20 protein-coding genes are annotated in these 26,341 nt (G+C 48.2%); 8 read left to right on the plus strand and 12 right to left on the minus strand.

Features of this window, described 5'->3' with window-relative positions; genetic code table 11:
- Positions 1 to 5: 5 nt before the first annotated feature.
- Positions 6 to 1,646, minus strand: a complete 1,641-nt coding sequence (locus HMPREF9447_RS12380; RefSeq protein ID WP_009130081.1) for a tetratricopeptide repeat protein — start codon at positions 1,644 to 1,646, stop codon at positions 6 to 8.
- Positions 1,647 to 1,760: 114 nt separating this feature from the next.
- On the opposite strand from HMPREF9447_RS12380, the gene HMPREF9447_RS12385 reads away from it, so the two are divergent.
- Entirely contained in the window at positions 1,761 to 2,231 is a 471-nt protein-coding gene (locus HMPREF9447_RS12385; protein ID WP_009130082.1) for a hypothetical protein, read from the plus strand.
- Between the two features lie 85 nt (positions 2,232 to 2,316).
- Here HMPREF9447_RS12385 and HMPREF9447_RS12390 read toward each other — a convergent pair whose 3' ends face one another.
- The 11 genes from HMPREF9447_RS12390 to HMPREF9447_RS12440 form a co-directional block, all read right to left on the minus strand.
- Positions 2,317 to 6,405, minus strand: coding sequence for a hybrid sensor histidine kinase/response regulator transcription factor (locus tag HMPREF9447_RS12390; protein WP_009130083.1), 4,089 nt, complete (start codon positions 6,403 to 6,405; stop codon positions 2,317 to 2,319).
- Positions 6,406 to 6,443: 38 nt separating this feature from the next.
- Positions 6,444 to 7,775 (minus strand): family 43 glycosylhydrolase, encoded by a 1,332-nt coding sequence (locus HMPREF9447_RS12395; protein ID WP_009130084.1) that lies wholly within the window; start codon positions 7,773 to 7,775, stop codon positions 6,444 to 6,446.
- 99 nt (positions 7,776 to 7,874) lie between these two features.
- On the minus strand, positions 7,875 to 10,463 hold the full coding sequence (gene xyl3A, locus HMPREF9447_RS12400) for a xylan 1,4-beta-xylosidase (RefSeq protein ID WP_009130085.1): 2,589 nt from the start codon (positions 10,461 to 10,463) through the stop codon (positions 7,875 to 7,877).
- A 51-nt stretch (positions 10,464 to 10,514) separates the two neighbouring features.
- Entirely contained in the window at positions 10,515 to 11,567 is a 1,053-nt protein-coding gene (locus tag HMPREF9447_RS12405; RefSeq protein ID WP_009130086.1) for a glycoside hydrolase family 43 protein, read from the minus strand.
- Positions 11,568 to 11,616: 49 nt separating this feature from the next.
- Entirely contained in the window at positions 11,617 to 11,925 is a 309-nt protein-coding gene (locus HMPREF9447_RS12410) for a hypothetical protein (RefSeq protein WP_009130087.1), read from the minus strand.
- A gap of 106 nt (positions 11,926 to 12,031) precedes the next feature.
- Positions 12,032 to 13,483 carry a family 43 glycosylhydrolase gene (locus HMPREF9447_RS12415; protein WP_009130088.1) on the minus strand — a complete coding sequence of 484 codons (1,452 nt, stop codon included), beginning with the start codon at positions 13,481 to 13,483 and terminating at the stop codon, positions 12,032 to 12,034.
- 2 nt (positions 13,484 to 13,485) lie between these two features.
- A complete protein-coding gene (locus HMPREF9447_RS12420) occupies positions 13,486 to 14,184 on the minus strand; it encodes a hypothetical protein (protein ID WP_009130089.1) in 699 nt (232 codons plus the stop codon).
- 28 nt (positions 14,185 to 14,212) lie between these two features.
- Positions 14,213 to 15,370 carry an alpha/beta hydrolase-fold protein gene (locus tag HMPREF9447_RS12425; RefSeq protein ID WP_009130090.1) on the minus strand — a complete coding sequence of 386 codons (1,158 nt, stop codon included), beginning with the start codon at positions 15,368 to 15,370 and terminating at the stop codon, positions 14,213 to 14,215.
- A 54-nt stretch (positions 15,371 to 15,424) separates the two neighbouring features.
- The gene (locus tag HMPREF9447_RS12430) at positions 15,425 to 17,224 is read right to left on the minus strand and encodes a RagB/SusD family nutrient uptake outer membrane protein (protein WP_009130091.1); all 1,800 of its coding nucleotides are present in this window, start codon (positions 17,222 to 17,224) and stop codon (positions 15,425 to 15,427) included.
- A gap of 20 nt (positions 17,225 to 17,244) precedes the next feature.
- On the minus strand, positions 17,245 to 20,421 hold the full coding sequence (locus tag HMPREF9447_RS12435; RefSeq protein WP_009130092.1) for a SusC/RagA family TonB-linked outer membrane protein: 3,177 nt from the start codon (positions 20,419 to 20,421) through the stop codon (positions 17,245 to 17,247).
- A 437-nt stretch (positions 20,422 to 20,858) separates the two neighbouring features.
- Positions 20,859 to 21,254 (minus strand): hypothetical protein, encoded by a 396-nt coding sequence (locus HMPREF9447_RS12440; RefSeq protein ID WP_009130093.1) that lies wholly within the window; start codon positions 21,252 to 21,254, stop codon positions 20,859 to 20,861.
- A 127-nt stretch (positions 21,255 to 21,381) separates the two neighbouring features.
- Between HMPREF9447_RS12440 and HMPREF9447_RS12445 the strand changes: the two genes are divergently transcribed.
- The 7 genes from HMPREF9447_RS12445 to tyrS all read left to right on the plus strand — a co-directional run bounded on the left by HMPREF9447_RS12445 (position 21,382) and on the right by tyrS (position 26,265).
- On the plus strand, positions 21,382 to 21,969 hold the full coding sequence (locus HMPREF9447_RS12445; protein WP_009130094.1) for an LOG family protein: 588 nt from the start codon (positions 21,382 to 21,384) through the stop codon (positions 21,967 to 21,969).
- Positions 21,966 to 22,694, plus strand: a complete 729-nt coding sequence (locus tag HMPREF9447_RS12450; RefSeq protein ID WP_009130095.1) for a DUF4271 domain-containing protein — start codon at positions 21,966 to 21,968, stop codon at positions 22,692 to 22,694. Before HMPREF9447_RS12445 ends, HMPREF9447_RS12450 begins: the two co-directional genes overlap by 4 nt.
- 4 nt (positions 22,695 to 22,698) lie before the next feature.
- Complete coding sequence (locus HMPREF9447_RS12455; protein ID WP_009130096.1) at positions 22,699 to 23,451, plus strand: uroporphyrinogen-III synthase; 753 nt, start codon at positions 22,699 to 22,701, stop codon at positions 23,449 to 23,451.
- Positions 23,452 to 23,638: 187 nt separating this feature from the next.
- Entirely contained in the window at positions 23,639 to 24,022 is a 384-nt protein-coding gene (rnpA, locus tag HMPREF9447_RS12460) for a ribonuclease P protein component (RefSeq protein ID WP_009130097.1), read from the plus strand.
- The gene (gene yidD / locus HMPREF9447_RS12465; protein ID WP_007219099.1) at positions 24,019 to 24,240 is read left to right on the plus strand and encodes a membrane protein insertion efficiency factor YidD; all 222 of its coding nucleotides are present in this window, start codon (positions 24,019 to 24,021) and stop codon (positions 24,238 to 24,240) included. The genes rnpA and yidD overlap by 4 nt, the downstream gene beginning before the upstream one ends.
- Positions 24,237 to 24,896 carry a TatD family hydrolase gene (locus HMPREF9447_RS12470; RefSeq protein WP_009130098.1) on the plus strand — a complete coding sequence of 220 codons (660 nt, stop codon included), beginning with the start codon at positions 24,237 to 24,239 and terminating at the stop codon, positions 24,894 to 24,896. The genes yidD and HMPREF9447_RS12470 overlap by 4 nt, the downstream gene beginning before the upstream one ends.
- A 76-nt stretch (positions 24,897 to 24,972) precedes the next feature.
- Complete coding sequence (tyrS, locus tag HMPREF9447_RS12475) at positions 24,973 to 26,265, plus strand: tyrosine--tRNA ligase (RefSeq protein ID WP_009130099.1); 1,293 nt, start codon at positions 24,973 to 24,975, stop codon at positions 26,263 to 26,265.
- Positions 26,266 to 26,341 lie beyond the last annotated feature (76 nt).

Genomic DNA, 26,341 nt, shown 5'->3' on the forward strand with positions numbered 1-26,341 from the left:
GTAGTTTATCGGCTCAGAAAATCCGCAATGTCCTCTTTCTCGTCCATATTCAGTTTCTGGCGGATAGTTGTTTTTCGCTGATAGACCGTGCGCACGCTTTGCTGGGTGACTACACTGATTTCTTTCGTAGAGAAGTTAGCTTTCAGCAGGCAGCAGAGTTGTAGCTCACGCTCATTCAGCACGTTGCCGAAGCGGGTGAGGACGTGCGTGTAGAAATTGTCGTATATGGAATCAATCACTTTATAAAGGTCTTCCCAAACCAGCAGGTCGTCCGTGGGAATATCTTCCTGGGTGATGCGCTTCATTTGCGACAGGAATTCCTGGTTGTGTGGCGTTGGATTGGTGGCAACCATGCGTATGATGCCCATTTGCTGGAGCAGGATTTTCTTGAAGAACTGGTCATTCTCATTATTCGTTTTCTCTACATCAGCCCACAGATGTTTCAGCGTTTCCAGTTCTTCTTCCTTCTCTTCCAGCAGTTTCTTTCTTCGCTGGATGTAGAACGCTACGAGTACCGCAGCCAGAACGACAACTAACAGCACGATAATGAGTAGCATTTGCTCCTGTTGCTTGGCGATGGACAGGCGGAGATTCCGTTGTTCCAATACCCGCTTACTCTCGTTCTTCTCGGCAATCACTTTCTCCCGGTTGAGGTAGTCCTCGAACATCCGGTTGGAGAAGAGCGTGACGTCCTTGATGAGGAACTGATTGGTGGAAATATATTGCATCAGGGTATTCTGAATGAGGTAGTAGTTGCTCAATGACAAGTCCTGGTCAATGTAAGGCGAGTAGGTTTCCTTGCTCATTTGCATGTAGTATCTCGCCGAATCCATTTGGTGGATATTCAGGTAATACCTGCCCAGGGAGCTGTAAGAGAGCGATGTGAATTTATCGTTTGCCGCAAGGTAGCGGCGGAGCACTTCGCGCTGGATGTCGATTGCCTTGCGGTGTTCGCCGAAGTCGCTAAGGATGTCCGCATAGTTTCGTGACACAAGTCCCCACGAGTTGAGGTCGTAGTCGGGCTGATTGACTGCTTCGTAGGCTTTTTGCAGGTAGCATAAAGAGGAATCTTTCTGCTGGAGATAATAATAGGCGATGCCCAGCATATTGTAAGTTATGTAGGTGTCCGGGGCATTCCTGTCTGTTGCCAGCAATTCTTTCAGGTACTTCACGGCATCTTCAAAGTTCTCGTCTCCCGTGCTTTGGGTGATGATGGAATGGAGTAGTTGGAGGGTGCAGGCGGTATCCTGCGCTGCCCGTGCGGTTTCCATTCCTTCGTGCAACAGGTTCGCTGCTCCTGCCCGGTCGCCCTTCCACCAAAGGTGTTGCGCGAACAGTTTGTATGCCTGAGTTGTTCGTACAATATCGTTGTGTTCCTTGTAGTAGTCCAGCGCATATTTCAACAGGGAATCTTCGGCTGTGGAGCGGTTGCAGTTGTAGTGTGCCTGCCCGTTGACCAGCCAGAATTTTGCCCGTAGGGAGTCGGTCAGCGCTTCCGGTTCGTGTATGGATTGCAGAAGGAGGAGGGCGCTGTCCGGGTGGTGGGAGACAATGGCTTCGGCCTTGTCTATTATATCATTTGCCTGTTTGTAGCGACTGCATGATGATAATGAGAGAATGAGGAGCAAGAGTGCAAGATGCTTCATGGTTGTCGGTATTTATCGGGGCAAAGATACTATATATTTATGGTTTGTCATTACCTTTGCAGATTCAAAGTGGTTGTCGGTATGTTTTTTTTGAATAGACTAAGAATGAGTAATATGCTAAAGAAACTGTTCTCCCTTTTCGGGGGAAATGAAGAGGTTCCGGACTCGCAGGCTTTGCTTGCTCCCATGGAGACTTTCGATAAGCCGAAGGTGAAGGATATTGTGCGTCGGTGGCTTCTCTACATTGACGCGCATGAAACTGTGCCCGCCGATATCGTTGCGCTGAACTTCAACCTCTGGGAAGCAGCCGAAGAGAACGGCGATAGTTGCTATACCCTGGAACTGACCGGCTCCAGGCACTACGACGCCGAAGATGATGACTGGGCATGTGAGGAAGACTTCGAGCCAAGAGAAAGGAACTGCGATAACCTGCAACTTTCCAGCCGTCTTCCGTGGGAGGAAGTGCTGAATACTCTGGTGGAAGTGCTGAAAGAGCTGAAAGACGAACTGGCAGACATCTCCCTCTTCCGGGTGGAGCACATCACGGCAGGCTTCACGGATGGCGATCTAATCACCATTAAATGAGCCGTTTATTCGTAAAGCTTTATGAACGCGTTCCTAAAGCTTCATGATCACGTTCGTGAAGCTTCCGGAATACACTCCCGAAGCTTTACTTAAAAAACGAGCTGGGTGTCTTCTTATATTGCTTCACAAAGCAGCGGGTGAAGTACTTGGGATCGTTGAACCCCACCCGGTAAGCAATCTCGGATACAATGACGTTGTTCGTACTGTTCTCCAATATCTTCTTTGCAATCTGCAACCTGTACAGTTGGAGGAAACGCACCGGAGGCAGACCGGTGAGCGAGATGAACTTCTTGTAGATGACCGTATAACTGATGTTCAGTTTGTCTGTCAGTTCCTTCACACCGAAGTCGGGGTTAGCATAGTTCTTCTCCAATATATCCATCACATCATTCATGAATTGCTGGTCCGGTTGCCCCACTTCCAGCAAGATAGGGTCTAAGTCCTGTTCTACGAATTTCTTCTGGCGCAGGTCTCTGTTTTTCAGTATGGAGTCTATATTAGCCAAGAGGACGGACTCTTCGAAAGGCTTGGTGATATATCCGTCCACCCCATTCTCATAACTTTCTATCCGGGCATTTTCGCTCGAGTTTGCTGTAAGAAGCAGGAATGGGATGTGGCATAGAAGCTTGTCCTCGCGTATTCTCTTGCAGAAGTCGGCACCGTCGCAGACGGGCATCATCAAGTCGGACACGATGAAATCGGGCATAATATTTTGTGCCGCCTTGTAGCCCTGTTCGCCGTTGTTGGCCTCAGCAATGTTATACTTTTCTTTCAGCATATTCTTGATGTAGTGGCGCATGTCCGGATTGTCTTCCACCAGCAACAGGGTGGGTTTGCTCCTGTCGATGGGGATGAAAGGCTCTATTTTGTCCTCTACCGGCACGGGCTTGCTGTATTCTTCAGGATGAGCCTCACTTTCAGACTCATTGGCCAGTGTGATGGGGAAGTAGAGCCTGAAAGATACCCCTGCATCTTCCGAACTCTTTACTTTTATGGTTCCGCCCAGCAGCGTGGTAATCTCTTTTACGATGTGCAGGCCGATGCCCGTACTGCTTTGCCCGTAGCTTGTGTATTTGTTCTGGTCGGGAATCCGGTAGAAACGGTTGAATATCTTGTCCACCTCATCGGGGGCGATTGTGCTGCCGCTATTGGTGACGGAGATGAACTGTATAAGCCTCTTCGACTTGTCGGTGAACTGGTTGGCGTGTACCGTGATTTTCCCTTTGTCGGGAGTGTGCTTAATGGCATTTGATAAGAGGTTGAACAATATCTTATGCAGGTTTTCCTTGTCCGAATAGATATGGTCGCTTTTCAGGCGGTATATTTTCTCGAACTGTATATTCCGTTCCTTCATTAAGTTGGAGAAGTCCATGATGGTGGTGTCCAGGAACTTGCTGAAGTTGAAACGGACGGAGTTGAGAGTCAGGTTCTTGGTGTCTATCTTGCGTAGGTCGATGAGTTGGTTGACCAGCGAAAGCAGGTATTGCGCGTTGCGGTTGATGATTTGCAGGTCTTCCTTCTCACCGGGGTCGGTGACTTGGTTCATAAGCTGGCTTGCCGGTCCTTGTATCAGGGTCAGTGGAGTTTTGAATTCATGTGCAAGATTGGTGAAGTATGAGAGCTTCTCTTTATTGATGGCTTCCATTTGCCGGGACATGACTTCTATCTTTTCTTTCAGTAGCTTCTGTATGTGCTTCTGCCTGGCATTATATGAATAGATGATATAAATCAGGATTGATATAATCAGGATGGCTATCAGCGAGTAGAACCAGGTGGTTTTATAGAATGGCGGGTGCACAATGATGCTGAGCGTGGTCAGTTTGCTGGACCAGGTATTGTCATGATTGGTACATTGTATCTCGAGCGTGTACTTTCCGGGAGAAAGATTGGTGTATTTGGCATTTCTCTTCACGAGACCTACGTTCCTGTTTTCTTTCAGTTCGAGTATGCGATAGGAGTAGAACACTTTTTCCTGCTCCAGATAGTCCAGACAACTGAAGGTGATTTCAAAGGAGTTCTGCGGCGGATATAGGTGCAACTCTTTGGTGGTCGATATACTCGTCGGGAGGTTGTCGCTATCCAGATAAGGAATCAGTTGCTTCCCGTCGCAGACGGCACTGGTAAGGGTGACTGTCCGTTGTTTCTGCCTGGGCAGGCTGACTAACGGACTGAAGGTGACAAATCCGTCGATAGTGCCTAACAGCATATTATGATTGGCTGCTTTGCATCCTGACCGCTTGTAGAATTGAGGCACTAACAACCCGTCTCCTTCATCAAACTTGAAGGCCCGTTTGGTGGTGATGTCGAAGAAGTAAACGCCTTTGAGTGTGCTGATCCACAGGTTTCCGTTCTTGTCGTCCAGTATATTGGAAATGCTGGTATCCGAAAGGCCGCAGCGTACGGCATAGTTCATGAACTTGTATTTTCCCGCATTGCTTCCGTCTTCCAGCAGGTAAATGCCGTTTCCGAGGCTGCCCAGATAAATTTCTCCCTTCTGGGTTTCAAATATGCAGGTTATTTTCTCATTGATCTTGCTTTCGGGGTTATCCAGCTTATATTGGTAGTATATGCATTCGTAGTTGTTTCTCGAATCTTCCAGGTCGATGACATAGACGCCGTTGCCACCTATCCATAATCTGGACTTTGAGTCGATGAAGATGGTACTCATATTGTGTACGGGTTCTCTGGACTGGGTGTAGTACTTCAGCCGGTTGATGACTCCGGTCGAGAAGTCGAGCGTGTTAATGTGGCTGCTGGTGCATATCCATAGTGCGTTTCTGACTGAGTCCAATGCAATGTCGTAGATGTCATTGGACGGTAAGGCGGAGTTGAGGCTGTTGTAATGTTCGAAGATCGGATTGGAGAGGTTGGCTTTTGCCAGCTTGTCCAGTCCTCCGCCAATGGTTGATATCCAGTAATCTCCGTTGAAGTCCTGGATGATGTCCGAGATATTGTTATGGGCCAGTGAATGTGGGTTTTCCAGGTTGTGTTTATAGAAAGAGAACGACTGGCTGCCTTTCTTCTTAATGGCTAATCCCCCGTCTACAATGCCGGCAAGGATATTCCCTTCTCTGTCTTCGAGAACGGTGCTGATGATATTGGGAGAGTCTTGTTTACGCCTTTGCAGTGCATAGGTGAAAGTGATGCGTTGCGGAGACATGATATTAATACCTCCGAAGTTGGCTCCTGCCCAAATATTGTCGTTCTCGTCCACAAATATCCGGTTGATGATATTGTCGTTCAGCGACTGGGGCTGAGTGCCCTTGTTGAAAGTTACAAATTGGTTGTTTCTTTGATAGATGTTTATCCCGTTTCGGGTGCCTATGATGATGTCACCGGATGAGTTCTTACCAATGTCTGTGATGAAATTGGAAGAGATGCTGTGAGGGTCGTTGGGATTATGCTGATAGAGCATGCAGAACTGGTTCTGGGTGTTGTAACAGTATAAACCGCTCTGCGTACCCATCCACAGATAGTCTCCGTAAGAGGACAGGCAGTTGAAGGTCAGCTTTGAAATATCCAGGTTCATGGTCACGGGTATACTGTTGTAACCCTCCTTCTCGGAAGGGGCGAAATGCAACAGGCACTTATCGCCTCCTGCCCAGATGCTGCCCCCATGGTTCACAATGGCTTTGATATCCACATCTTTCTTCAAGATTTGTATATCTTTTATTTGTCTTTCTTCATTCAGGATAATGTAGGCGAGGCCGTCGCTTTTACCTATCCAGAGGTTATTGAAGTCATCGACAAGTATTGCCTGAACAGGAGAGTAGAGTACGTTATTGTTTTTGCCGGAATAGTCTTTGTAGAAGTTGAGGTTTTCGTGAAGGAGGTCGATGCTCATGATTCCGGATTCGGAGGCTATCCACAGATAGCTATTGGCGTCCTCGTCAATGTCGTTGATGAAGTTGCTTTCAATAAACTGATAAGGTTGCCTCGGGGCGGTGGAGTAGTGTTTCAGCTCATAGCCGTCGTAACGGTCGAGCCCGTTGGAGGTTCCGAACCACATGAATGAGTTACGATCTTTGTGTATAGCCTGGATGGAGTTGTCACACAGTCCATTCTGAATAGTCAGGTACAGGTAATTGTATTGGTTCGGATTGTTTTGGGCAACGACTAAACCCTGTCCTTGCAGGATGCAGAGCAGGGTTGTGAGTAGCGCTATTATTTTCATGTATTTCATATCCGGTCTGGAGGCTTGCTCAAAGGGGATTATTGGAAAGTAATCCAGTCGGTCTCGACCTTGCCGTTTCCTTTTAGTGATACATATAAATCGTGGATACCGCTCTGACCGGAACGGACAGGGGATTCGATTTCCGTCCATTTATCACTCTTGGGAACTTTGATTTCCGAGATAACCGGACCGTCTGTTCCGTTTATACGTATTTGTAGTATCCCTCCATCTTCCGAGGAAACTCTTGCTTTTACTTTCCGGGGAGCGCTGTTGCCGAAATCTACCCGGTTGTACTGTATCCATGCACCGTTTTTGCTTAATATGGTTTTCCAACCTTCAAACTTGTTTGTCAGGTTCAGGTAGTCAATGGCTGCTCCCCGGTTGCTTAATCGGCTGTACCGGTCGAGTTGAATCTCTTTCCGGGCATCTGTTATGCCGACTCCACGTAGGGTGGGGGTTACCTTCTGGATAGTACCGTCAGGATTGAAGAACAAGGAATCAATACGTGTCGATCTGTTTTTATCAAATTCGGGAGAGTAGTCATTGTGGTGGTAGAACAGATACCACTGGTCTTTGTATTTCACTAATGAATGGTGGTTTGTCCAGCAGCCGGTCGGTGACTCGTCCATGATGATGCCTTTGAATTCAAAAGGCCCCATAGGGCTGTCTCCCATAGCATAGGCCAATGTTTCTGTTTTTTCTTTTACCCAGGGGAATGTGAAGTAATATTTCCCGTTGCGCTCAAAAGCAAAAGGACCTTCTTTAAAACCTTCGGGCAATCCTTCTATTTTGATGGGCTCGGAGTCCAGCTCAAGCATGTTTTCTTTCAGCTTTGCTACCGACATTCCACGGCCCGACCAGTAGATGTAGGCCTGCCCGTCTTTATCAATGAGCACACAAGGGTCGATGCCGTTTACTCCTTCAATAGGATTGGCTTGCGGGGTGAAAGGACCGTAAGGCTTGTCGGCTATGGCAACTCCGATACTGAAACCACGCTTACCCTCGCCTTTAGGGGTGGAGGGGAAGTAAAAGTAATATTTCCCATTCTTGTACACACACTCGGGAGCCCACATGGAATAGGAATCGGGAGCTACCCAAGGTACGTTCTCCTGGCTTAGAATCACTCCATGGTCTGTCCAGTCCACCAAGTTTTCTGACGAGAATACATGATAGTCTGCCATGCAGAACCATTCTTTCAACCGGTCAATGGGGCTTGGAATGTCATGTGAAGGATAGACAAACATCTTGCCCTCAAATACTTTTGCAGTAGGGTCAGCGGTGAACTGATCCTTTATAATTGGATTTTGAGCTTGTAGCGTACCTATTATCACCAGAAATGCGGATAATAAAAACAGTCTTTTGTTTTTCATAAGTTGTTTTTTTTAGAGTGTACCGGTTCTCTATTTCTCCATCCGGACACAAAGATAAATAAAAATAGGATGAAGCCATGGAATGAGCTGACTTCCTTTTTATAGTAAAGTTACTTTGACGGATTGCAAATCCTTGGCTGCGGAACTGGTTCCGTAGAATAATTCGTACTCACCCGGTGCCACTCGCATTGTATTGGTTGAAGGATCAAAACATTCGAATGATTCGGCTGGCAGTTGTATCTCTATGTCCTGAGTAGCCCCTGCTGCAAGTTCTGCGCGGGCATAGGCTTTCAATGACTTTAACGGGCCACCGGTATCATCTGTTTTGCGGATGTATACTTGTATGACTTCCGTTCCGGAGCGCTTGCCTGTGTTAGAGATCGGCACGGTCAAGGTCAGCGCCTCCTCTGTACGGAGTTGGGTTTTGCTGCACTGGGCTGTGCCTACGGTGAAATCAGTATAGCTTAATCCGAATCCAAACGGGAACAGAGGGTCGGACATATATCGGTAGGTGCGTCCTTTCATGGAATAATCCTCATAGTCGGGCAGTTGTTTCGTACTTTTATAGAAAGTGACGGGCAATTTACCGGAGGGGTTATAGTCACCAAACAATACATCGGCTACTGCCTGTCCGCCTAATTCTCCTCCATACCATGCCTGAAGGATGGCGTCACAACTTTCTGTTTCGGGTAGCAATGCCATGGACGATCCGGAACAATTGACAAATACAACTTGCTTGCTGGCTTCCTTTAAGGCTTTCAGGAAGTTACGCTGTACTGCCGGCAGTTCTATATCCGTGCGGTCGCCGTTCTTGAAACCGGGAAGATTCAGAGGCATTTCTTCTCCTTCCAGTTGTGGTGAGATGCCGCCTACGAAGACTACCATATCTACGTTCTTAAGCTTGGAAATGCTTTCGTCGTAATTAATCGGCAATTCTTTACCGAGGTTGAACTTCAGGTTTGCGGCCCAGTTTTCCACTTGTGCATAGAGTATTTCTATTTTATATTCTTTTCCCTTTTCCACTTGCAACATGGTGCGGGTATCGGTGGTTCTCCAGGTGCGCCGTTTGGCCATTGCCTGGCCGTTTACTAATAACTCAAAGTAGCTGCAACCTTCGAGATTGAGGAGGACTTCGCCTGACTCTTTGGGGGTAAATACTGTTTCGTATTTGGCCGAGAACTTCTCGAGGTTCACTCCCGGGCCGAAAGTATGCAATCCGTATGTGGTTACATTGATGGGTTGGGTGGTTCGGAGAGAAGAAACCGGTTCTCCCTGGCGTTCCGGATTGTTCCAGAATGTAGCTTTGATGCCTGGTTTCCCATCTATGCTGCATTGGTCGAGATAGGATTCCAGTGTTTTATCATTCACCAGGTCGCAGCCTTTCATATAAATAATCTGATTCTTCTTCAACTTGGTTTTGAAGCCGTCCAGAATGGTAATAGTCTGATTGGGCGTTCCGTTATAGTTGCCCCACAACATGGGTTTGTCGTCGGCATTGGGACCGATAACTGCAATTTTGCGGATGGATTTGCTTAACGGCAATACATTGTTCTTGTTCTGCAAAAGCGTCATTGTCTGGCGTGACATATTCAGTGACAAGTCTTTGTGAGCTTTACTGTTGACTACGGACATTGGTATCTGACTCCATTTTACCAATGAGGGGTCGTCCATTTCTCCGAGTTCAAAGCGTCCTTCCAGCAAACGGAGCACATGCTTGTCTATTTCCTCTTCCGTAATCAATCCTCTGGACACTGCTTCCGGCAGTTTCTGGTAAGCATATCCATATCCACACTCCACGTCCGTGCCGGCCATTGTTCCTTTAACGGCGGCATGTACGGCATCGGAGGAGCTTTTGTGGGAAGTCCAGAAGTCGGCAATGGCTCCGCAATCGGAAACTACGAGGTATTTAAATCCCCATTCGTCACGGAGGATTTGTTGGAGCAGACGGGTACTTCCACAGCAAGGATCATCGTCCAGGCGTTGGTAGGCACACATCACCTCGCGTACATCGGCTTTCTGCACCAATGCCTTGAATGCAGGCAGATAGGTTTCCCATAAATCGCGGGGGCTGATATTGTTCAGGTTGGCTGAATGGCGGCTCCATTCGGGACCGCTATGCACGGCATAGTGTTTGGCACATGCAAGAAGCTTGCGATACTTTTCATCTTCAGGCCCTTGCAGTCCTTTTACTACTGCAATACCCATTTGGGAAGTCAGATACGGATCTTCCCCATAGGTTTCCTGGCCACGTCCCCAGCGGGGATCACGGAAGATGTTTACATTGGGAGTCCAAACGGAAAGGCTGTGGAAACGGGTGTCTTCCAGTCCATTGCGTACACGCTCGTTGTGCTTGGCACGCATTTCATCGGAGGTTGCATTGAAAATCTCGAATACCAGCTTCTCGTTGAATGAAGCGGCCATCCCGACGGGCTCGGGGAAAACGGTTACATTTCCCTGATTGGCTACTCCGTGAAGGGCTTCACTCCACCAATTGAATTTCTTTATTCCCAAACGTGGGATAGCTTCCGAGTCATCGCACATTAAGAGTGCCTTCTCTTCCAAAGTCAGGCGCGATACCAAATCTTTAGCTCTTTCTGCCGGACTTAATTCGGGATTTTGGTACGGCAATGTTTGTCCCCACCCCGATAAGGAGAACAACAAACCGCATGCTACTATTATCTTTCTCATGATACTATATGTTTTTCATTGTATACAAGTTACTTCATTGCTGCTTGACCGCTAAGGATGATATTTACCCAGTATTTTAATCTGATCTCCCGAAATGTCAACCTCCAGTAGAGTAGGTCTTCGTGGGCCGGGGAGGTCGGAGTCGAGACTTTGGTGGTGCAGGCACATCAGTAACTTTCCTCCGAATGTGCGGAACAGCATACCATGTCCTGAATTGTTGGGAACTAAAGGAATATTGTATTGGGCCCAAGGGCCTGCCAGCTTGCTCGACTCGGAGTAGGCCACTCCCTGGGCACAGCGATTGTCGCTCCAACTGGACCAGAGCATTCCTAAACGACCTGTATCCGTCCTGAACAAGAATGGTCCGTCTGCCACATATCCTCCTAATGCCATGCCGAAAGTGAGTTCACCTATCGATCTCATATCTCTTGGCCATGTGGCTTCGGATGCTCTGAAAAGAGTGGTGGAGACTCCCACAGATTCTGATAAGTCAGGGGCAAGCCTGATATAATTAATCATTCCATTGATGGTTTGCATCCATTCGTGGCAGAAGACCATATAAGGCACCCCGTCTTCTTCCCAAAAACTGCCGTCGAGTGTAGACCAGTTCTCCGGCAAATAGTTCTTGTCGCTGATGGGATGATAAGGGCCTGCTGCCTTGTCGGATACGAGGATATGGGTGGCACGGCGTTGTACGTTATACCTGTTGGGCACGGTGTCCACGATTATCTGGGGATTGGTAAAGGTGACGAAACAATAATATTTGCCTTTGTACTTATGGAGTTCCGGTGCCCATATTCTCGGGGCGGTTCCTATCCAGGAAGTTGTGTCCACGGTGATGTATTGATAGGGTCCTGTCCACATCTTCATATCCGCACTCTTCCATAAACTGCCACCGCTTCCAACCAGATAGTACATTTGTGTTGCTTCATCTGCAAGAATGAACGGGTCGCTTATTTGCAAAGAGTCGAAATAGGTAGTGTCTGTTTTGCTCCCTTCTACGCCACCGATAAACGTGTATTGCAACTCTGTGTTCTTTGTCTGAGTGCAGGCAATCAGACAAAGAATAAACAAAGTTAGTATGACATGAAACCATTTCTTCATAGTTGTAGCTCTTTTTATGCTTTTAAAAAATACTTCTCAAATACTGGTATTAACTGCAAATGTAGCATGTAATACCTTCGGGGAGGGATACTAAATTGTTTTTTAGGAGGATTTTTCTTGCTGGCAGGGTATTTCTGTAACTTGCTGCCAAATCTATTACGTACTCATTTTCGCTCCATAGGAAAGGATAATCCTCCCTGTTCTCGGGGAAGTCCGGTTTCAATATCCTGACGCCCGGCACTGCACCTCCGAGAATAAAACTGAAGTCGGAGCGGGAGAAGGATGTACCTTTCCCGCATCCGGTGAATACTTGGCATCCCACTACTCCTATACAAAAAATGATTATTTTTAGTTTCATACTATTCATTTTCTTAGTCGGTTCACTTAATTTTTGATTCATATGGCTGTTTCAGCCGATTTGTTATCTGAGTGGGATTACCCGGTATAGCATTGTCACATTGTTTCTAATGATTGCGGAAGTTCCACTTGGAATTATCGCTGTTCATATCGAACTTGCCGAGTGAAGGAGTGCTGTCGCCTACGGATACCAAAACCAGCTCCTTGTCGGTTCCCGGCACTTCTTTGGGCATGATCCGGTAGGTGCCGTCCGTCAACTGATCGATTCTCCATAACTGTTCGGGTGCTCCCGTAAACTCAGGAACTGCCACCACCTCCGCATCTGCCGTGGTAGCCAATGCACGGTTGGTTCCTTCAATCACAATCTTGTAATAAGGACCGCCCAGGTATCCGCCGGCTTCGGGCACAGCGGTAATGGTCCACTTCTGATGGGGACGGAACATGTAATCGCCAATCCTTACGTTGATATTTCCTTGCGGCCAGGTCCCGATCACATCTTCCAGTGTTTGTGACTTCAAAGGTACGATGGGGGTGTCATCTTTTTCCCAGAAACGATGTCTGGTATACTCCATGCGCACGAAGTCGACGGCAAGTTCGAGGGCATAACCTCTGCGTTCGGACTCAATCTCGTAAGTTCCTTCTTTGAAGACTTCACCGGCAACGGGCCATTCATTCTTCCATAAGAGTGGGCGTATGCCCAATACACTACGACCACCCCAGTCGAAATCGGCTTCAAAGTGGCATGACATCTTCTCTACACCATCGGCCACTTTGAAAAGCCCGAAGTGTCCGGGACCGGTTTGGCGGTTCCCTGCGGCAATCACCATCTTACCGCCACCTTCCAGCATCTTTCGTCCCATATTGTCAACATATGGTCCCGTTACTTTGCGCGAACGGCCGACTACGATGTTGTAGGTAGAGTTCGGACCATCGCAACAAGTGCCGTGTGTTCCCAGAAGATAATACCATCCGTCACGGTATATCAAATCCGTCGCTTCACAATCAATGGCGATGTCGATTGCTTCGTTGCCTTCCACCCGTTTACCGGTTGCGGGGTCGAGCTCTACAAGTCTGATAAATCCGAAATAGGTGCCGTAAGACAACCACAGGCGCCCGTCCGTAGGGTCGAGCAAGAGGCCGGCATCAATGGCATCGCAATCTTCATCGTTCACTGAAGATGCCACTTCTATGGGTTCCGTATATGCGAAGTCGGGGGAATTGGGGTCTAAGGTTTTGTTCCATATGGTCAATACCTTACCACTGTGTCCTCCTCCGAGTCCTCCTCCGGTGGCACTGTAAGCAATCAGATAGCGGTCGCCTATCTTCACTGCATCTGGAGCTGCACCTCCTCCGGGCCTTACTCCGCCACCGTTCCACGTCCAGCCGTCTTCGGATATCAATCCACCTCCACCTGTGCCGAACGTGTAGTATTTACCATCGCACTCCATGATGGTTGATGGGTCGTGGATGTATGGAGCGCCTATTTGTGCAATTGCTTTTTCAGATGTCAATACAGACATCAGGGCTGCCACGCCCATAAGTATAGCTTTTGTTTTCATGGTCATTTATAGCTGATAGTAATGTTTTTAACAGGTGTTCCATTCTCATCGAGGAAACGAACACAGAAATCACTCATTCCGGGACCGTTGATGAGGGCTCCACGGACGATGTTCTTACCTTTCTTCAAGGTCAGCCGGCGCGACAGGCAGTCGTCCTTGACCATGCGGCGGTCGCCCGAAAGAATTACGGCTTCTTCGCCGTTCAGCCACCACATGGATGCGGAGTTGGAGCCTACCGACATCCGGACGTTCTCCATGTCTTCGGGACATTCGATGACCGTGACAGCCCAGAACAGTACACCGTATACTTGTTTCTTCAGGCCAGAGGCAAAGCGAAACAGCTTCACATTGAAGAGTTTGCTTTCGAGTGCGTGCCAGGTTAGTTTTTGTTTGCCTACCCTCACTTTATCACCGTCTTTGGGCAAGACGGTGAATTGTCCGGGGAAATATTCGGTGGCAAATGCTTCACGAATGTAACTGTCGGTAAAAACCGTGTTGGAGCGATTGGGCTTGTCAATGGGTTCCAACAGTAGCCAGCGTTGAATGAAGCCCTCACTGTCCGGCGACATGACGCCTGTGGTTGCCGGAGAAAAATAGACTGACAACTGGGGGGACTCTTCATTCTTCTGCGCATAGCCCGGTAGAGTCATCATAACCGCGAGGCAAGTTGCCAGCAATGATTTTCGATGAAAGATGTTCATTGTTATAGTCTGTTTGATTGGTTATACATTATTTAGTTCTGAATAATAAAGGAGCAAACTCTTTCAAGCATCTGCGCCAAGTCAGGAACTCGTGGGCAGTGCCCGGCGATTCATAATAGATATTATTGATCCCCGCTGCCTTCAGGCCATCGCTGAGGTTTTTGGTTCTTTCGGGACGTTCTTCCGAACCAATGCCCAGAAAGAAGGTGTGCACCTTGTCGTTGAATGCTTTACGGTCTTTGAATGCACCGCCATACACGCTGTCGAGTTGCTTCAGGTCGATACTGCCTGCCCCGCTGAATCCGCCGATGTAGGCAAACTTGTCAAGGTTGTTCAGGGTAGTGTTGAAGGTGAGAAGTCCGCCCCAGGAAAGACCTGCCATTGCACGGTTATCCCTGTCGGTCAGGGTGCGGAAGTTGGACTCGATATGGGGAATGATTTCGTTTACTAAGATGGAAGGAAAATCAGAGCCGAACCTTCTTCTTGCCTCGTCGGGTGTTTCACCCGGATTGGTCTTGAATACTTCGATGTTGCCATTGTCCATTACCACGATCATCGGTTTGGCTTTGCCTTCGGCAATCAGGTTATCCATGATGAAGTTCATCTTGCCTTGGTTGGCCCAGCTTGTTTCATTTTCACCCATGCCATGCTGCAGGTAGAGCACCGGGTACTTCTTGGTGGGGTTCTTGTCATATTCCGCCGGAGTATAGACGATGCATCTGCGCCATTCCTTGCGGATATCGGAGTAGTACCAGCTTTGGCTGATTAATCCGTGGGGTACATTTTTTATGGAATAGTAGTCCACACCTTTTTCCGGTATTTCAATGCCGCTCACCCATTTGCCCATGCCGAAGAACGGTTTTCCATTAGGGTCGGCGGTACTTACTCCGTCTATAATCACCTGATAGTAGTGGAAACCGACTACTTCGGGCTCTTTCGATATGAGCGACCAGTATCCGTCTGCTTCCTTGGTCATTTCGCCTCGGAAGCTGATTTCTACTTTTTGGGCATTAGGAGCGTGGATCCTAAAGTGCACCCGCCTGTCTTCGCCTATGCGCGGATAATCGGCTCCGTTAATGTTGTGCTCGTTGGGAATGGTTCCCGCGGGAAAACTTTGTTGCTGGGCATTCATTGCCAATGGCAATACCAGTAAAGAGGAGAAAATAAGTTTCAATACATTTTTCATGATTCAAATATTTAGAGAGTTTGTTTTGGGTTATAATTTAATAAATGAGAGTTTTTAGTTCGCACTGTTTCCGTGCATGTTCGGATTGACTTCCAATTCTCTACTCGGAATCGGAAGAATGCGGTTCTTCTCATAATTGAACGGTACAGGCCCTGTCAGTGAAGTCTGGTACTCTTGTACCTTATATTTGTTTACCAAACCGTCGATGACATTGGTATGGTCGGGATCGGCCGTATTGTTATGCCAGCGCATCAAGTTGAAGAAACGCCAACCTTCAAGGAAGAGCTCACAGGTATATTCGTGTTTCAGCAGGCGGCGGGCGGTATTGATTTCTACGCCCGGCAGGATTACACTACCGGCATCGTCCACCACGCGTCCCACAACAGGTTTATCTGCTAACAGTTCCTGGGCGGTAGGCAATGTGCCTCTGCCCTTTGTATAAAACAGCCCCTTGTCTGACGGAGAGTTTTGCAACACCTGATTGTTGGCACGTGAACGTATCTTGTCAATATAGACCAGAGCGGTAGCTTCGTCACCGGTTTCAATGCAACATTCGGCATACATCAGCAATACATCGGCATAACGCAGGATGCGGTCGTTCACCGGGCCGCGCATTAGGTCGGGCATGGCCGAATTATCGTCTATGCAATATTTGCGGGTTCCGAAGAACTTGCCCAGCCATGAGTCAGCCAGATAGTTATATGTATTTTCGTAGTTCCTGGGCTGACCATTGTGGAAGAATGTGGCGCCATTGGGTATCCATAATCCCTGGAAAGCGCGCGGGTCGATGATTTCACCGTTGGCATTGCGTTCAAATTCATTATAAAGCCACATGGAAGGCATGACATTGTACCAGCCGCCGGCTCCCGGAGAGATGGTGAAACCAATCTGCCGCCATGAGTTCTGTCCGAAGTTCAATCTGTCGATGGACATGTTGACATTGGCATCGGCACTGTACACAAATTGCACTTCATACAGTGATTCTTTATTGTTCTCATTGTCATTGGAAGCATTGTCACGATAACAATCCACTAAATCATAGTCGTTGGAGTTGATAATCTTTTCCAGTTCCGCTTTGGCCAACTGCCATTCGGCTGAACCGGCACCTGCCGAACCGTCTAAAATGGGACGTCCCATATAGACTTTAGCAAGCAGTGCCTGCGCGGCACCTTTACCGATGCGTCCCATGTTTTCCGGGTGTCCCTCATAGAGCTCGGTACGTCCGGGCAACAGTTCGGCGGCTTTGGTCAGGTCCTCAACCATGCGTTGGTAGATATAACCGGGTTCGCGGGCAGGCTCGTAGCTGTCGCTCGGACCACCTGTGGCAGGATAATCTCGGTCGGGGATTTCATCGCCAAACATAAACGTAGCAAGAAAACGGCTGAAAGCACGGAAGAAGTAGGCTTCGCCCAAACAGCGGTTGTAGGTGGAGACGTCTGAACCGAACAGTTCGGCGGCACCACCGTCCGTCAGCTTCTGGATGGCGAGGTTGGCGGTGTATTGCAGTACGTAGATGTTCTGAAAGATTTCAGTGGTCATACCATGATTACCGCTGGTGGTATAGCCCGACCATGCAACGTTGTCGGGGTCTCCGGCAGCAGCTTGAGGAGTATAGATGGCCTCATCACTCACGAGGTTCAGGGCATACGGCATGTTGCGCCCCCAGAACTGGAGTATTTGTGGTATGTTATAGCACCCGTTGGCGGCATAGATCAGATGTTCTTTAGTAGTATAGTAGGTATCTTCCACTTCGGCCGTCGGGTTGATATAGTCCATGTTGGGCTCGCATGCTGCGAATGCGGGCAGTAAGGTCACTGCCAATATGCTTTTATATAACAAATTTCTTGTTTTCATATTGAGATGCATGTTTTTAATTAGAAAGTTAATTGTATGCCGGCGAAGTATTCGCGTTGGCTCCAGAAGGTACCTGTGAAGTCGTAAAAGCGTCCGTCTACACCACGGTCGAGGGTAGAGCCGCCGTTAGGTACTTGGGGATCGAACATGGAATAGCTGGTGATGGTGAACGGGTTCTTGATACCGACGTAGATGCGTAGATGGTCCACCGTCACCTTTTGCATCAACTGTTTGGGAAATGTGTAGCCAAGGGTGATGTTGTTGCAGCGGATGTACGAAGCATTTTCTACAAAGTAGTCGCTGGCACGCATGGAGTTCTGGTTGGGATCACCGTATACGATGCGTGGTATGCTGGTATTGGTGTTCTTGGGTAAGGTGATGGTTTCACCACCGCGAGTGGTAAAGGTAACGTCCTCGGCACGGAATGCATTTTTAATATCGGCCAACTGGTTGTGCAGGGCTTTACCGTGTAGAAGAGTCTGCTTGAAGTTGTTGTATGTGTCGATACCCAAGTCGCCTTGCAACAGCATGGAGAAGTCGAATCCTTTATAACCCAATGAGACGTTCAAGCCTACGGACAGGTCGGGAATGGACGAGCCGATGCAAGTCTTGTCATCTTCGTCTATCTTGCCATTGCCGTCGCGGTCAATGTACTTCAAATCTCCGGCAGCGGCAGACGGTTGCAGGCGTTCGCCCTTGCTGTTGGTATAGGCAGCCGCTTCGGCATCGGTCTGGAACAGTCCGTCTGTTTGCAGTCCCCAGAATTGGGCAACGGGATAACCTACTCTGGTGCGGGTGACGTTGGTGCCGCCTAATGTGAGGTATCCACCTGTCAGTACGTCCAGCGGGCCCATGTCGTTCACCTTATTGCGATAGAATGAAAGGTTGGGGGAGATGGAATACGTGAAGTCACCTTTCTGGTCGCGCCAGGTGGCAGCCAGTTCAAGTCCCCAGTTGGTCATGCTGCCCACATTCTGCATGACAGAGGTGGATATGCCTACCGAATAAGGCAGGTTTACGTTGAGCAACATGTCGGACACTTTGCGGTTATAATAATCGAAAGTGACGCTCAAGCGATTGTCGAATGTAGTCAAGTCGAAACCTACACCCATATCCCGGGTTTTCTCCCAGCTCAGATTGCGGTTGGCGATTGACGACGGGCGGGGGGCGGGAACGGCAGTGTCGCCCATATTGAGTGATTGCGGACCAAACGAATAGGTGAAGCCGGATACGCTTACTGTAGATTGGTATGCATAGTTACCCACTCCGATGGAGCTACCGATCCAACCCAACGTAGCACGCAGTTTCAGGTCGTTCAGCCATGATGAGGTATGCTCTTTCATCCATGACTCTTCGCTGACACGCCAGCCCACAGAGAAGGAGGGAAAGTATCCCCAACGGTTGCCGGGTGCGAACTTCGAACTCTCATCGGCACGGAAGTTGGCGGTAAACATATACTTGCCCGCATAGTTGTACATCACGCGTGCCAGGACGGAATAGTAGGCCTCATCGGAGCGGCTTCCGCTACCGGTTACGTTGTCCTGGAATACTTGCGCTACACCGAAGTCAGTCTGTTCCTGGCTGCGTCCGGAGAAGGAAGAATCGTTGGAACTGTATCGTTCGGACACAAGACCTATCACACCTGACAGGGAGTGCATTCCGAATGATTTATTGTAGTTGAGCAAGCCTTCTACCTGTTGGCGCCAGTTGCGATTACTGCTGGTTTCCAGTAGATTGTAGTTCTGTACGCCACCACCACCGCCGCTATCCAGCGTAAAGCGCGGGCGGAAGTGTTCGTAGAAGTCGCTGTAGAACGAATAGTTGTAATTCACCTTAAAGTTCAGCCAGTCGAATATCTGGATTTGCGTGTATACATTGGCCTGGCCCGACCAGTATCTTCTCCGGTTGCGGTCTTCGTTGATGAAAAAAGCCTGGTTAGGAATATCAATGCCATCGTCGTGGTCGCCCATTGCATTGTAGTATCCGTTGTTTATATCGTTATAAGCCGGGTCGCGCACCGGGATATTGGGTACGGATTGCAGTATGTTCTGTAGCGAACCGGTGGCTGTGCCTTTGCTGCTGTTGTGATTCACACGGATACGTCCGCCGTAGGTGAGACGCCCATAAGTACCTTCCATGTTGGCAAAGATGTTCTGCCCCTCACTGCCGCGTTCCACTCCCTGGCGTTGGTCGGAGGTATAAGTGGCGCCAAAATTGTAATTGAGCAGTTTAGATGCACCGCTCACCGAGAGGTCGTATTTCTGATATACATTGTCGAAGAAAAATTCATCCCACCAGTCGGTGTCATATTCCTGCTGGCTGGGCTTGGCATTGCGTGCGGGCACAAGGTCAGCCCAACTGCCGTCGGCCCTGGCTTCGGGAGTGGCGGCGTTGTAGTACAGTTCGTTGGCATATACGGCGTAATCATAAGAGTTGAGCATCTTTAGCTTCTTCTGTTGGGTGCCGGTGCCCACATAGGCATTGAAGCTGATGCGGGGCGCACCTTCTTTTCCGCGTTTCGTGGTGACGACAATGACGCCGTTGGCACCACGCACACCGTAGATGGCGGCCGATGCGGCATCTTTCAGCACTTGGATGCTGGCTATTTCATCGTCGTTGGGCACATCACTGGCTGAACCGATGATGCCGTCTATTACCCAAAGCGGGTCGGTGTTTCCGGTGATGGAGCTTGTACCGCGAATACGGATTTTACCGCCCGAAACGTTGACTCCCGCCACATTTCCTTGCAGTGCATTTTCTATCCCACCGGGTGCTTTCAGTACTTCCGTGGGGTTCAGGGTGGAGATGGCCGAGGTCAGGTCGGCCTTTTTCTGCGTGCCGTAGCCCACTACGACAACTTCTTCGATGGTTTTGCTGTCTTCTTCCATCCGGACATTAAGGAAAGTCTGGTCCTTGACTTCAATTTCTTGGGAGAGATATCCCACGTACGTGAAAAGTAATGTCGTATTGGGGGAAACCTGTAGTGTGAAGTTTCCGTCCAGGTCCGTAATGACTCCGTTGGTAGTTCCTTTTTCCAGAATGTTGACGCCGATTACCGATTCACCGGTCATGTCAACTACTTTTCCTTTAATTGTTTTACTCTGTGCAGAGAGTGAGAGAGAACAAAGAGTGGCGCATAACGTGAATAATATGCGTCGTGTCCTTACTTTTTTGACATTTAAAAAAAAGTTTTTCATAAGCATTAAGATTAAATGTTTGTATTAGATCCGGCAAGCTGATCTATCCGGAATGCTCAATCGGTTGCCGTACGCAAAGCTATCCGGTAGCTGTCTTTTAGGAGATTCTTATTTTGTTTTTGGAGAGGATTTTTCTTGGTTTTAAGATAAATCCACTTGATGGAAAGAAAAATCCCCCTTCTCTTCCGGTCATCCGGGAAGAAAAGGGGGAACTATGGATTATAGTATGAAGTTGTTGAGGCAGCAGACGTCATCTTTTGCTGCCGTATTGCCAATCTTTTGCCACCGCATTGGCAAACTTTTGCCATCGCAGTGGCAAGACTTTGCCAAGCCTATGGCAAGACTTTGCCACAGCTTTGGCAAGATGTTGGCAAAGTATCGGCTGCGATTATATCATTCAGAGGGTATCGCTCTGCCAGAGTTTGGGCTGGAGATGGTTATTCGTTCGCCTCCAGCATATCAATCAACTGCACCCGCTGGATGGAGAAGCTATTGCTGTTCTTCTGCACATACCTGAGCAAATCGAGCCCGTCCTGGCGGAGTTTGGACTTCCGCAGAAGGTCGTCGTCGTCCATCTCGTCCGAAATCTTCAGCATGGTCATGGCGGCAAGCTCCGCCTTTCCCATTTCATTGGGGTCGCCTTTATACCGGTCAATCAACTCCTCGGTGTTCATACTCAGTAGTTGGTCCGAAGGAAATCCAAGAATCTGCCGGGTCAGGTCGTCATACTCTACCCACTCGCTCCAACGGTACTTCTTCTTCCGGAGCAGGGCGTTCACTATTAAAGAAACGATTTCTTGAATCATTCGTATCAGGTAATCTTGCTTAATCATAATTCTTTGTTTTTAGTATGTTAGTGGAAAAGTTTGCGAACAGATTACAAAGTTAGTGATATTTTTAAGATATCGCTGAAAATCTTTACCTTTGCACTCATTACTAATATAAGGTACAGCAATTTCCATGAATAAGATAACTTCCGTATGCGTATATTGTGCTTCGAGCACCAAGATAGATTCCGCTTATTTTGAAGATGCCCGCGAACTGGGCACTTTGCTGGGGCAACGCCACATTCGCCTGATAAACGGTGCGGGCGGCATCGGCCTGATGAGCGCCACTGCCGACGCCGTGCTGGCTGCGGGCGGAGAAGTGACCGGTGTCATCCCCCGCTTCATGGTGGAGCAAGGCTGGCACCACAAGGGATTGACGGAAATGATAGAAGTGGACGATATGCACCAGCGCAAACAGAAGATGGCGGCTTTGAGTGATGCCGTCATCGCCCTGCCCGGTGGATGCGGCACGCTGGAAGAGCTGCTGGAAATCATCACCTGGAAACAGTTGGGCCTCTACCTCAACCCCATTGTCATCCTCAATACCCGTGGTTACTTCGACCCCTTGCTTGAGATGATGCAGAGTGCCATGGACGAGAACTTCATGCGTCGGCAACACGGAGACATCTGGCACGTGGCGCAGACGCCGCAGGAGGCCATCGATCTGATACACAGCACCCCCATTTGGGACAGTTCCATACGTAAGTTCGCGGCCATATGATTAGCTTGTTGTTGACATGGGCAACGGGCTTCGAGGGGATACCTATTCCTTACTCCCCCAAGTTGGACGACGGGGTCACCATACTCCTGTTGTGTTGTTTCTTCATGTCTGCCTATGTACTGTCCCGCAGCCGCAAGTTTCTGGTGCAACTGGCAAAGGACTTCCTGCTCAATCGTGAGCGTACCAGCATCTTTGCCGCCACCACGGCCACGGATATGCGCTACATGTTGCTGCTCATCTTGCAGACTTGTGTACTGATTTCCGTCTGCACCTTCAATTACTTCGTAGATGTCCGGCCGGAACTGGGCGAATGCATACCTCCTTACGTCCTGCTTGGAGCGTATCTCGCGGTGTGTTTGCTCTATCTTTTCCTGAAGTGGGTGACTTATTCTTTCCTGGGTTGGATTTTTTTTGACGCAAGCCGCACCAGCCTCTGGATGGAGTCCTATTCTACGCTACTCTATTACCTCGGATTTGCCCTTTTCCCCTTCGCTTTGTTCCTTGTTTACTTTGATTTAAGTTTGTTATCAACTGTGATAATTGGTTTATTTCTGGCGTTTTTTACTAAAATATTGATGTTTTATAAGTGGATAAAGCTTTTTTGTGGTGATTTATATGGCATTTTGCTTTTAATTTTGTACTTTTGTGCCCTTGAAATCATACCCTGTTTTATCATGTATCAGGGTGTGTTACAACTAAATGATTATTTGATAATAAAATTTTAGGACGTTGAAAATTAAGAAAGTACTTGTGTCGCAGCCGAAACCGGCATCAGAGAAATCTCCTTACTACGACATCGCAGAGAAGTACGGCGTGAAAATCGATTTTCGCCCGTTCATTAAGGTGGAAAGTGTGTCTGCCAAAGAGTTCAGACAGCAGAAAATTTCTATTCTGGACTACACCGCAGTCATTTTTACATCGCGTCATGCTATTGACCATTTCTTCCACCTGTGTACAGAATTGCGTGTGACCATACCGGAAACTATGAAGTATTTCTGTGTAACGGAAGCCGTTGCCTTGTACATCCAGAAGTATGTTCAGTACCGTAAGCGTAAGATCTTCTTTGGAAATACGGGAAAGTTTGAAGACTTGTTGACTTCCATCACCAAGCATAAGACTGAGAAGTATTTGGTCCCGATGTCTGATGTGCACACAGATGAGATCAAGAATCTCTTGGAAAAAAACAAGATACAGCATGCGGAAGCTGTCATGTATCGTACAGTAAGTAACGACTTTACTTCAGAAGAAGAGTTTGACTATGACATGCTGGTGTTCTTTAGCCCGGCGGGAGTGACTTCTTTGAAGAAGAATTTCCCCGATTTCCAACAAAAGGAAATCAAGATTGGTACGTTTGGTTCCACTACCGCGCAAGCAGTGCGTGATGCCGGACTACGTCTTGACTTGGAAGCTCCCAGTGTACAGGCTCCGTCTATGACGGCAGCGCTGGATATGTTCATTAAGGAGAACAATAAAGGAAAGTGAGAATAGAGTTATCAGTTATTAAGTTATTAGTTATTTGCTAATGGCTTGGTGACGATAACTTTAAAGCTATAGATTACGAGCTACAAGTGGTTGTGCTTTTATGCCCCAAACATTTGTAGCTCGTAATTTATTATTTCTCCATCTACAGTAAATAACTGATAACTAAATAACTAATAACTGACCCATCATGCCCAATACCCTGTGCAAGTCCGAACGACTGGACAAGAAGAAAGTTATCGAGAAGATGTTTGCGGGTGGTTCCCATTCATTTTCCGTCTTCCCTCTGCGCGTGGTGTATCTGCCGGTAGAAGGATTGGAAGCGCCTGTTTCCATTCTTGTCAGTGTGTCGAAACGCCGCTTTAAGCGGGCGGTGAAGCGCAATCGCGTGAAACGCCAGATACGTGAGGCGTACCGTAAAAATAAGCATGAACTGTTGCAGGCACTTCAGGATAAAGAACAGCAGTTTGCTGTGGCTTTCATCTACCTTTCCGACCGTCTGACCGACTCGGTAGTAATAGAAGAGCGGATGAAGACTGCGCTGGCACGTATCAGGGAGCAGGTATCCTTATGAAAAAGCTGCTTTCATATCTGTTGTTACTTCCCATCTATTTTTATCAGAAGTGCATTTCGCCCCTGACTTCTCCCTCATGCCGTTTCACTCCCACTTGTTCGCAATATGCCGTTGAGGCGATAAAGAAACACGGACCTTTCAAAGGGTTATATTTGGCAATCAGACGCATATTGCGTTGTCATCCCTGGGGAGGTTCCGGATACGACCCCGTTCCATGAGAATTCCTGTTGACATACATACGCACCAACAGCCGCAAGTGCCCGGAGAGGCAATTGTGAACTGTTTCCCCGAAACATTTGTTCCGCAAGCAGAAGGTTGGTATTCGGTGGGGATACATCCGTGGTACATCACTTCATCGGTTGCTTCTGCCGTTGGTTTTGTTCTGAACAACAGGACAATGCATTTTGAGGAACTGTTGCGACATCCCCGGGTGCTTGCAGTGGGCGAGGCAGGACTGGATAAACTGGCTGAGGCCCCTTTGACTTTACAGATGGAAGTTTTCGAATATCAGGCGCGTCTGGCAGAAGAAGTAGATAAGCCGTTGATTATTCATCTGGTGAGAGCTGTGGACGAACTCCTGAAACTGAAACTGAAGATACGCCCGGTGAAGCCGTGGATTATTCACGGCTTCCGTGGAAAAGCAGCTCTGGCGGAAGAATACCTCCGGCATGGTTTCTACCTCTCTTTTGGTGAAAAATATCAGGAAGAGGCGCTGCGCATAGTACCGCCGAAAAGGCTGTTTATAGAGACGGATGAGAGTACGACACCTGTTGGTTTGCTTTATGAACGGGCGGCTGAAATCCGTGAAATTCCCCTTGAGGAACTCAGAGAGACGATTAGGCGGAATGTAGGCGAAATCTTTTTTAGGCAATAAGAGTTGTATGTTCAGATAAAGAGTCGTACTTTTGCAATTACAAAGTATATCAAATATTTAAATAGTTAATCATTCGATGAATTTTGTAGAAGAATTGAGATGGCGTGGCATGCTCCACGATATGATGCCTGGCACGGAAGAACTTCTGGCTAAGGAACAAGTGACCGCATATATCGGTTTTGACCCTACGGCGGACTCATTGCACATCGGACACCTTTGTAGCGTAATGATACTGCGTCATTTCCAACGTTGCGGACACAAGCCAATGGCGCTGATTGGCGGTGCTACGGGTATGATTGGTGACCCTTCCGGTAAGTCGGCAGAACGCAATCTGCTCACAGAGGAGATCCTTCAACGCAATCTGGAAGGCATGAAGAAACAGTTGAGCAAGTTCCTGGATTTCGAATCCGATGCTCCTAACCGCGCCGAACTTGTGAACAACTACGACTGGATGAAGAACTTCACCTTTCTGGACTTTGCCCGCGAAGTAGGCAAACACATCACTGTAAACTATATGATGTCAAAGGATTCGGTGAAGAAGCGCCTGAATGGTGAGGCTCGTGACGGTTTGTCTTTCACGGAGTTCACTTATCAGTTGTTGCAAGGCTACGACTTCCTGCATCTGTACGAAACCAAAGGTTGCAAATTGCAAATGGGTGGTTCCGACCAGTGGGGTAACATCACAACGGGTTCCGAATTGGTACGTCGCACAAATGGCGGTGAGGTATTTGCACTGACCAGTCCGCTGATTACAAAGGCTGACGGTGGTAAGTTCGGCAAGACTGAGTCTGGTAATATCTGGCTTGACCCCCGTTATACTTCTCCCTATAAGTTCTATCAGTTCTGGTTGAATGTGAGCGATGCTGACGCGGCACGTTACATCAAGATATTCACTTCCCTGTCAAGAGAGGAAATCGAAGCCCTGACGGCTGAACACGAGGCTGCACCGCACTTGCGTGTGCTTCAGAAGCGTCTGGCAAAAGAGGTGACCATCATGGTTCACTCTGAAGAAGATTACAATGCAGCGGTAGATGCATCTAACATCCTGTTCGGTAATGCCACTTCCGATGCTTTGAAGAAGTTGGATGAAGACACTCTGTTGGCTGTATTCGAAGGTGTTCCCCAGTTCGAAGTATCTAAGGGCGTTGTAGCTGCCGGTGTGAAAGCTGTTGACTTGTTTACTGAAAATGCGGCTGTCTTCGCTTCTAAAGGCGAGATGCGTAAATTGGTGCAAGGCGGTGGTGTTTCTCTCAACAAAGAGAAGCTGGAAGCCTTTGACCAAGTGATTACCTCTGCTGACCTTTTGGACGAAAAGTACCTGCTTGTGCAGCGTGGAAAGAAGAATTACTACCTGATTATAGCTAAATAAAAGGCTAATTAGTAGCAAATATGAAAAAATGCCTCGGAATATTTGGATATTTCGAGGCATAATTCTATCTTTGCAC

This window comes from Bacteroides oleiciplenus YIT 12058 (assembly GCF_000315485.1).
Lineage (GTDB): Bacteria > Bacteroidota > Bacteroidia > Bacteroidales > Bacteroidaceae > Bacteroides > Bacteroides oleiciplenus.

What these genes read in the sequence shown, in the direction of transcription:
- HMPREF9447_RS12450 (WP_009130095.1), top strand. Translation starts at nt 21,966, where the DNA reads ATGATTAGCTTGTTGTTGACATGGGCAACGGGCTTCGAGGGGATACCT.
- HMPREF9447_RS12415 (WP_009130088.1), bottom strand. Translation starts at nt 13,483, where the DNA reads ATGAAAACAAAAGCTATACTTATGGGCGTGGCAGCCCTGATGTCTGTA.
- HMPREF9447_RS12385 (WP_009130082.1), top strand. Translation starts at nt 1,761, where the DNA reads ATGCTAAAGAAACTGTTCTCCCTTTTCGGGGGAAATGAAGAGGTTCCG.
- tyrS (WP_009130099.1), top strand. Translation starts at nt 24,973, where the DNA reads ATGAATTTTGTAGAAGAATTGAGATGGCGTGGCATGCTCCACGATATG.
- HMPREF9447_RS12395 (WP_009130084.1), bottom strand. Translation starts at nt 7,775, where the DNA reads ATGAAAAACAAAAGACTGTTTTTATTATCCGCATTTCTGGTGATAATA.
- HMPREF9447_RS12390 (WP_009130083.1), bottom strand. Translation starts at nt 6,405, where the DNA reads ATGAAAATAATAGCGCTACTCACAACCCTGCTCTGCATCCTGCAAGGA.
- HMPREF9447_RS12420 (WP_009130089.1), bottom strand. Translation starts at nt 14,184, where the DNA reads ATGAACATCTTTCATCGAAAATCATTGCTGGCAACTTGCCTCGCGGTT.
- HMPREF9447_RS12445 (WP_009130094.1), top strand. Translation starts at nt 21,382, where the DNA reads ATGAATAAGATAACTTCCGTATGCGTATATTGTGCTTCGAGCACCAAG.
- rnpA (WP_009130097.1), top strand. Translation starts at nt 23,639, where the DNA reads ATGCCCAATACCCTGTGCAAGTCCGAACGACTGGACAAGAAGAAAGTT.
- xyl3A (WP_009130085.1), bottom strand. Translation starts at nt 10,463, where the DNA reads ATGAGAAAGATAATAGTAGCATGCGGTTTGTTGTTCTCCTTATCGGGG.
- HMPREF9447_RS12380 (WP_009130081.1), bottom strand. Translation starts at nt 1,646, where the DNA reads ATGAAGCATCTTGCACTCTTGCTCCTCATTCTCTCATTATCATCATGC.
- HMPREF9447_RS12405 (WP_009130086.1), bottom strand. Translation starts at nt 11,567, where the DNA reads ATGAAGAAATGGTTTCATGTCATACTAACTTTGTTTATTCTTTGTCTG.
- HMPREF9447_RS12470 (WP_009130098.1), top strand. Translation starts at nt 24,237, where the DNA reads ATGAGAATTCCTGTTGACATACATACGCACCAACAGCCGCAAGTGCCC.
- HMPREF9447_RS12440 (WP_009130093.1), bottom strand. Translation starts at nt 21,254, where the DNA reads ATGATTAAGCAAGATTACCTGATACGAATGATTCAAGAAATCGTTTCT.
- HMPREF9447_RS12430 (WP_009130091.1), bottom strand. Translation starts at nt 17,224, where the DNA reads ATGAAAACAAGAAATTTGTTATATAAAAGCATATTGGCAGTGACCTTA.
- yidD (WP_007219099.1), top strand. Translation starts at nt 24,019, where the DNA reads ATGAAAAAGCTGCTTTCATATCTGTTGTTACTTCCCATCTATTTTTAT.
- HMPREF9447_RS12425 (WP_009130090.1), bottom strand. Translation starts at nt 15,370, where the DNA reads ATGAAAAATGTATTGAAACTTATTTTCTCCTCTTTACTGGTATTGCCA.
- HMPREF9447_RS12435 (WP_009130092.1), bottom strand. Translation starts at nt 20,421, where the DNA reads ATGAAAAACTTTTTTTTAAATGTCAAAAAAGTAAGGACACGACGCATA.
- HMPREF9447_RS12410 (WP_009130087.1), bottom strand. Translation starts at nt 11,925, where the DNA reads ATGAAACTAAAAATAATCATTTTTTGTATAGGAGTAGTGGGATGCCAA.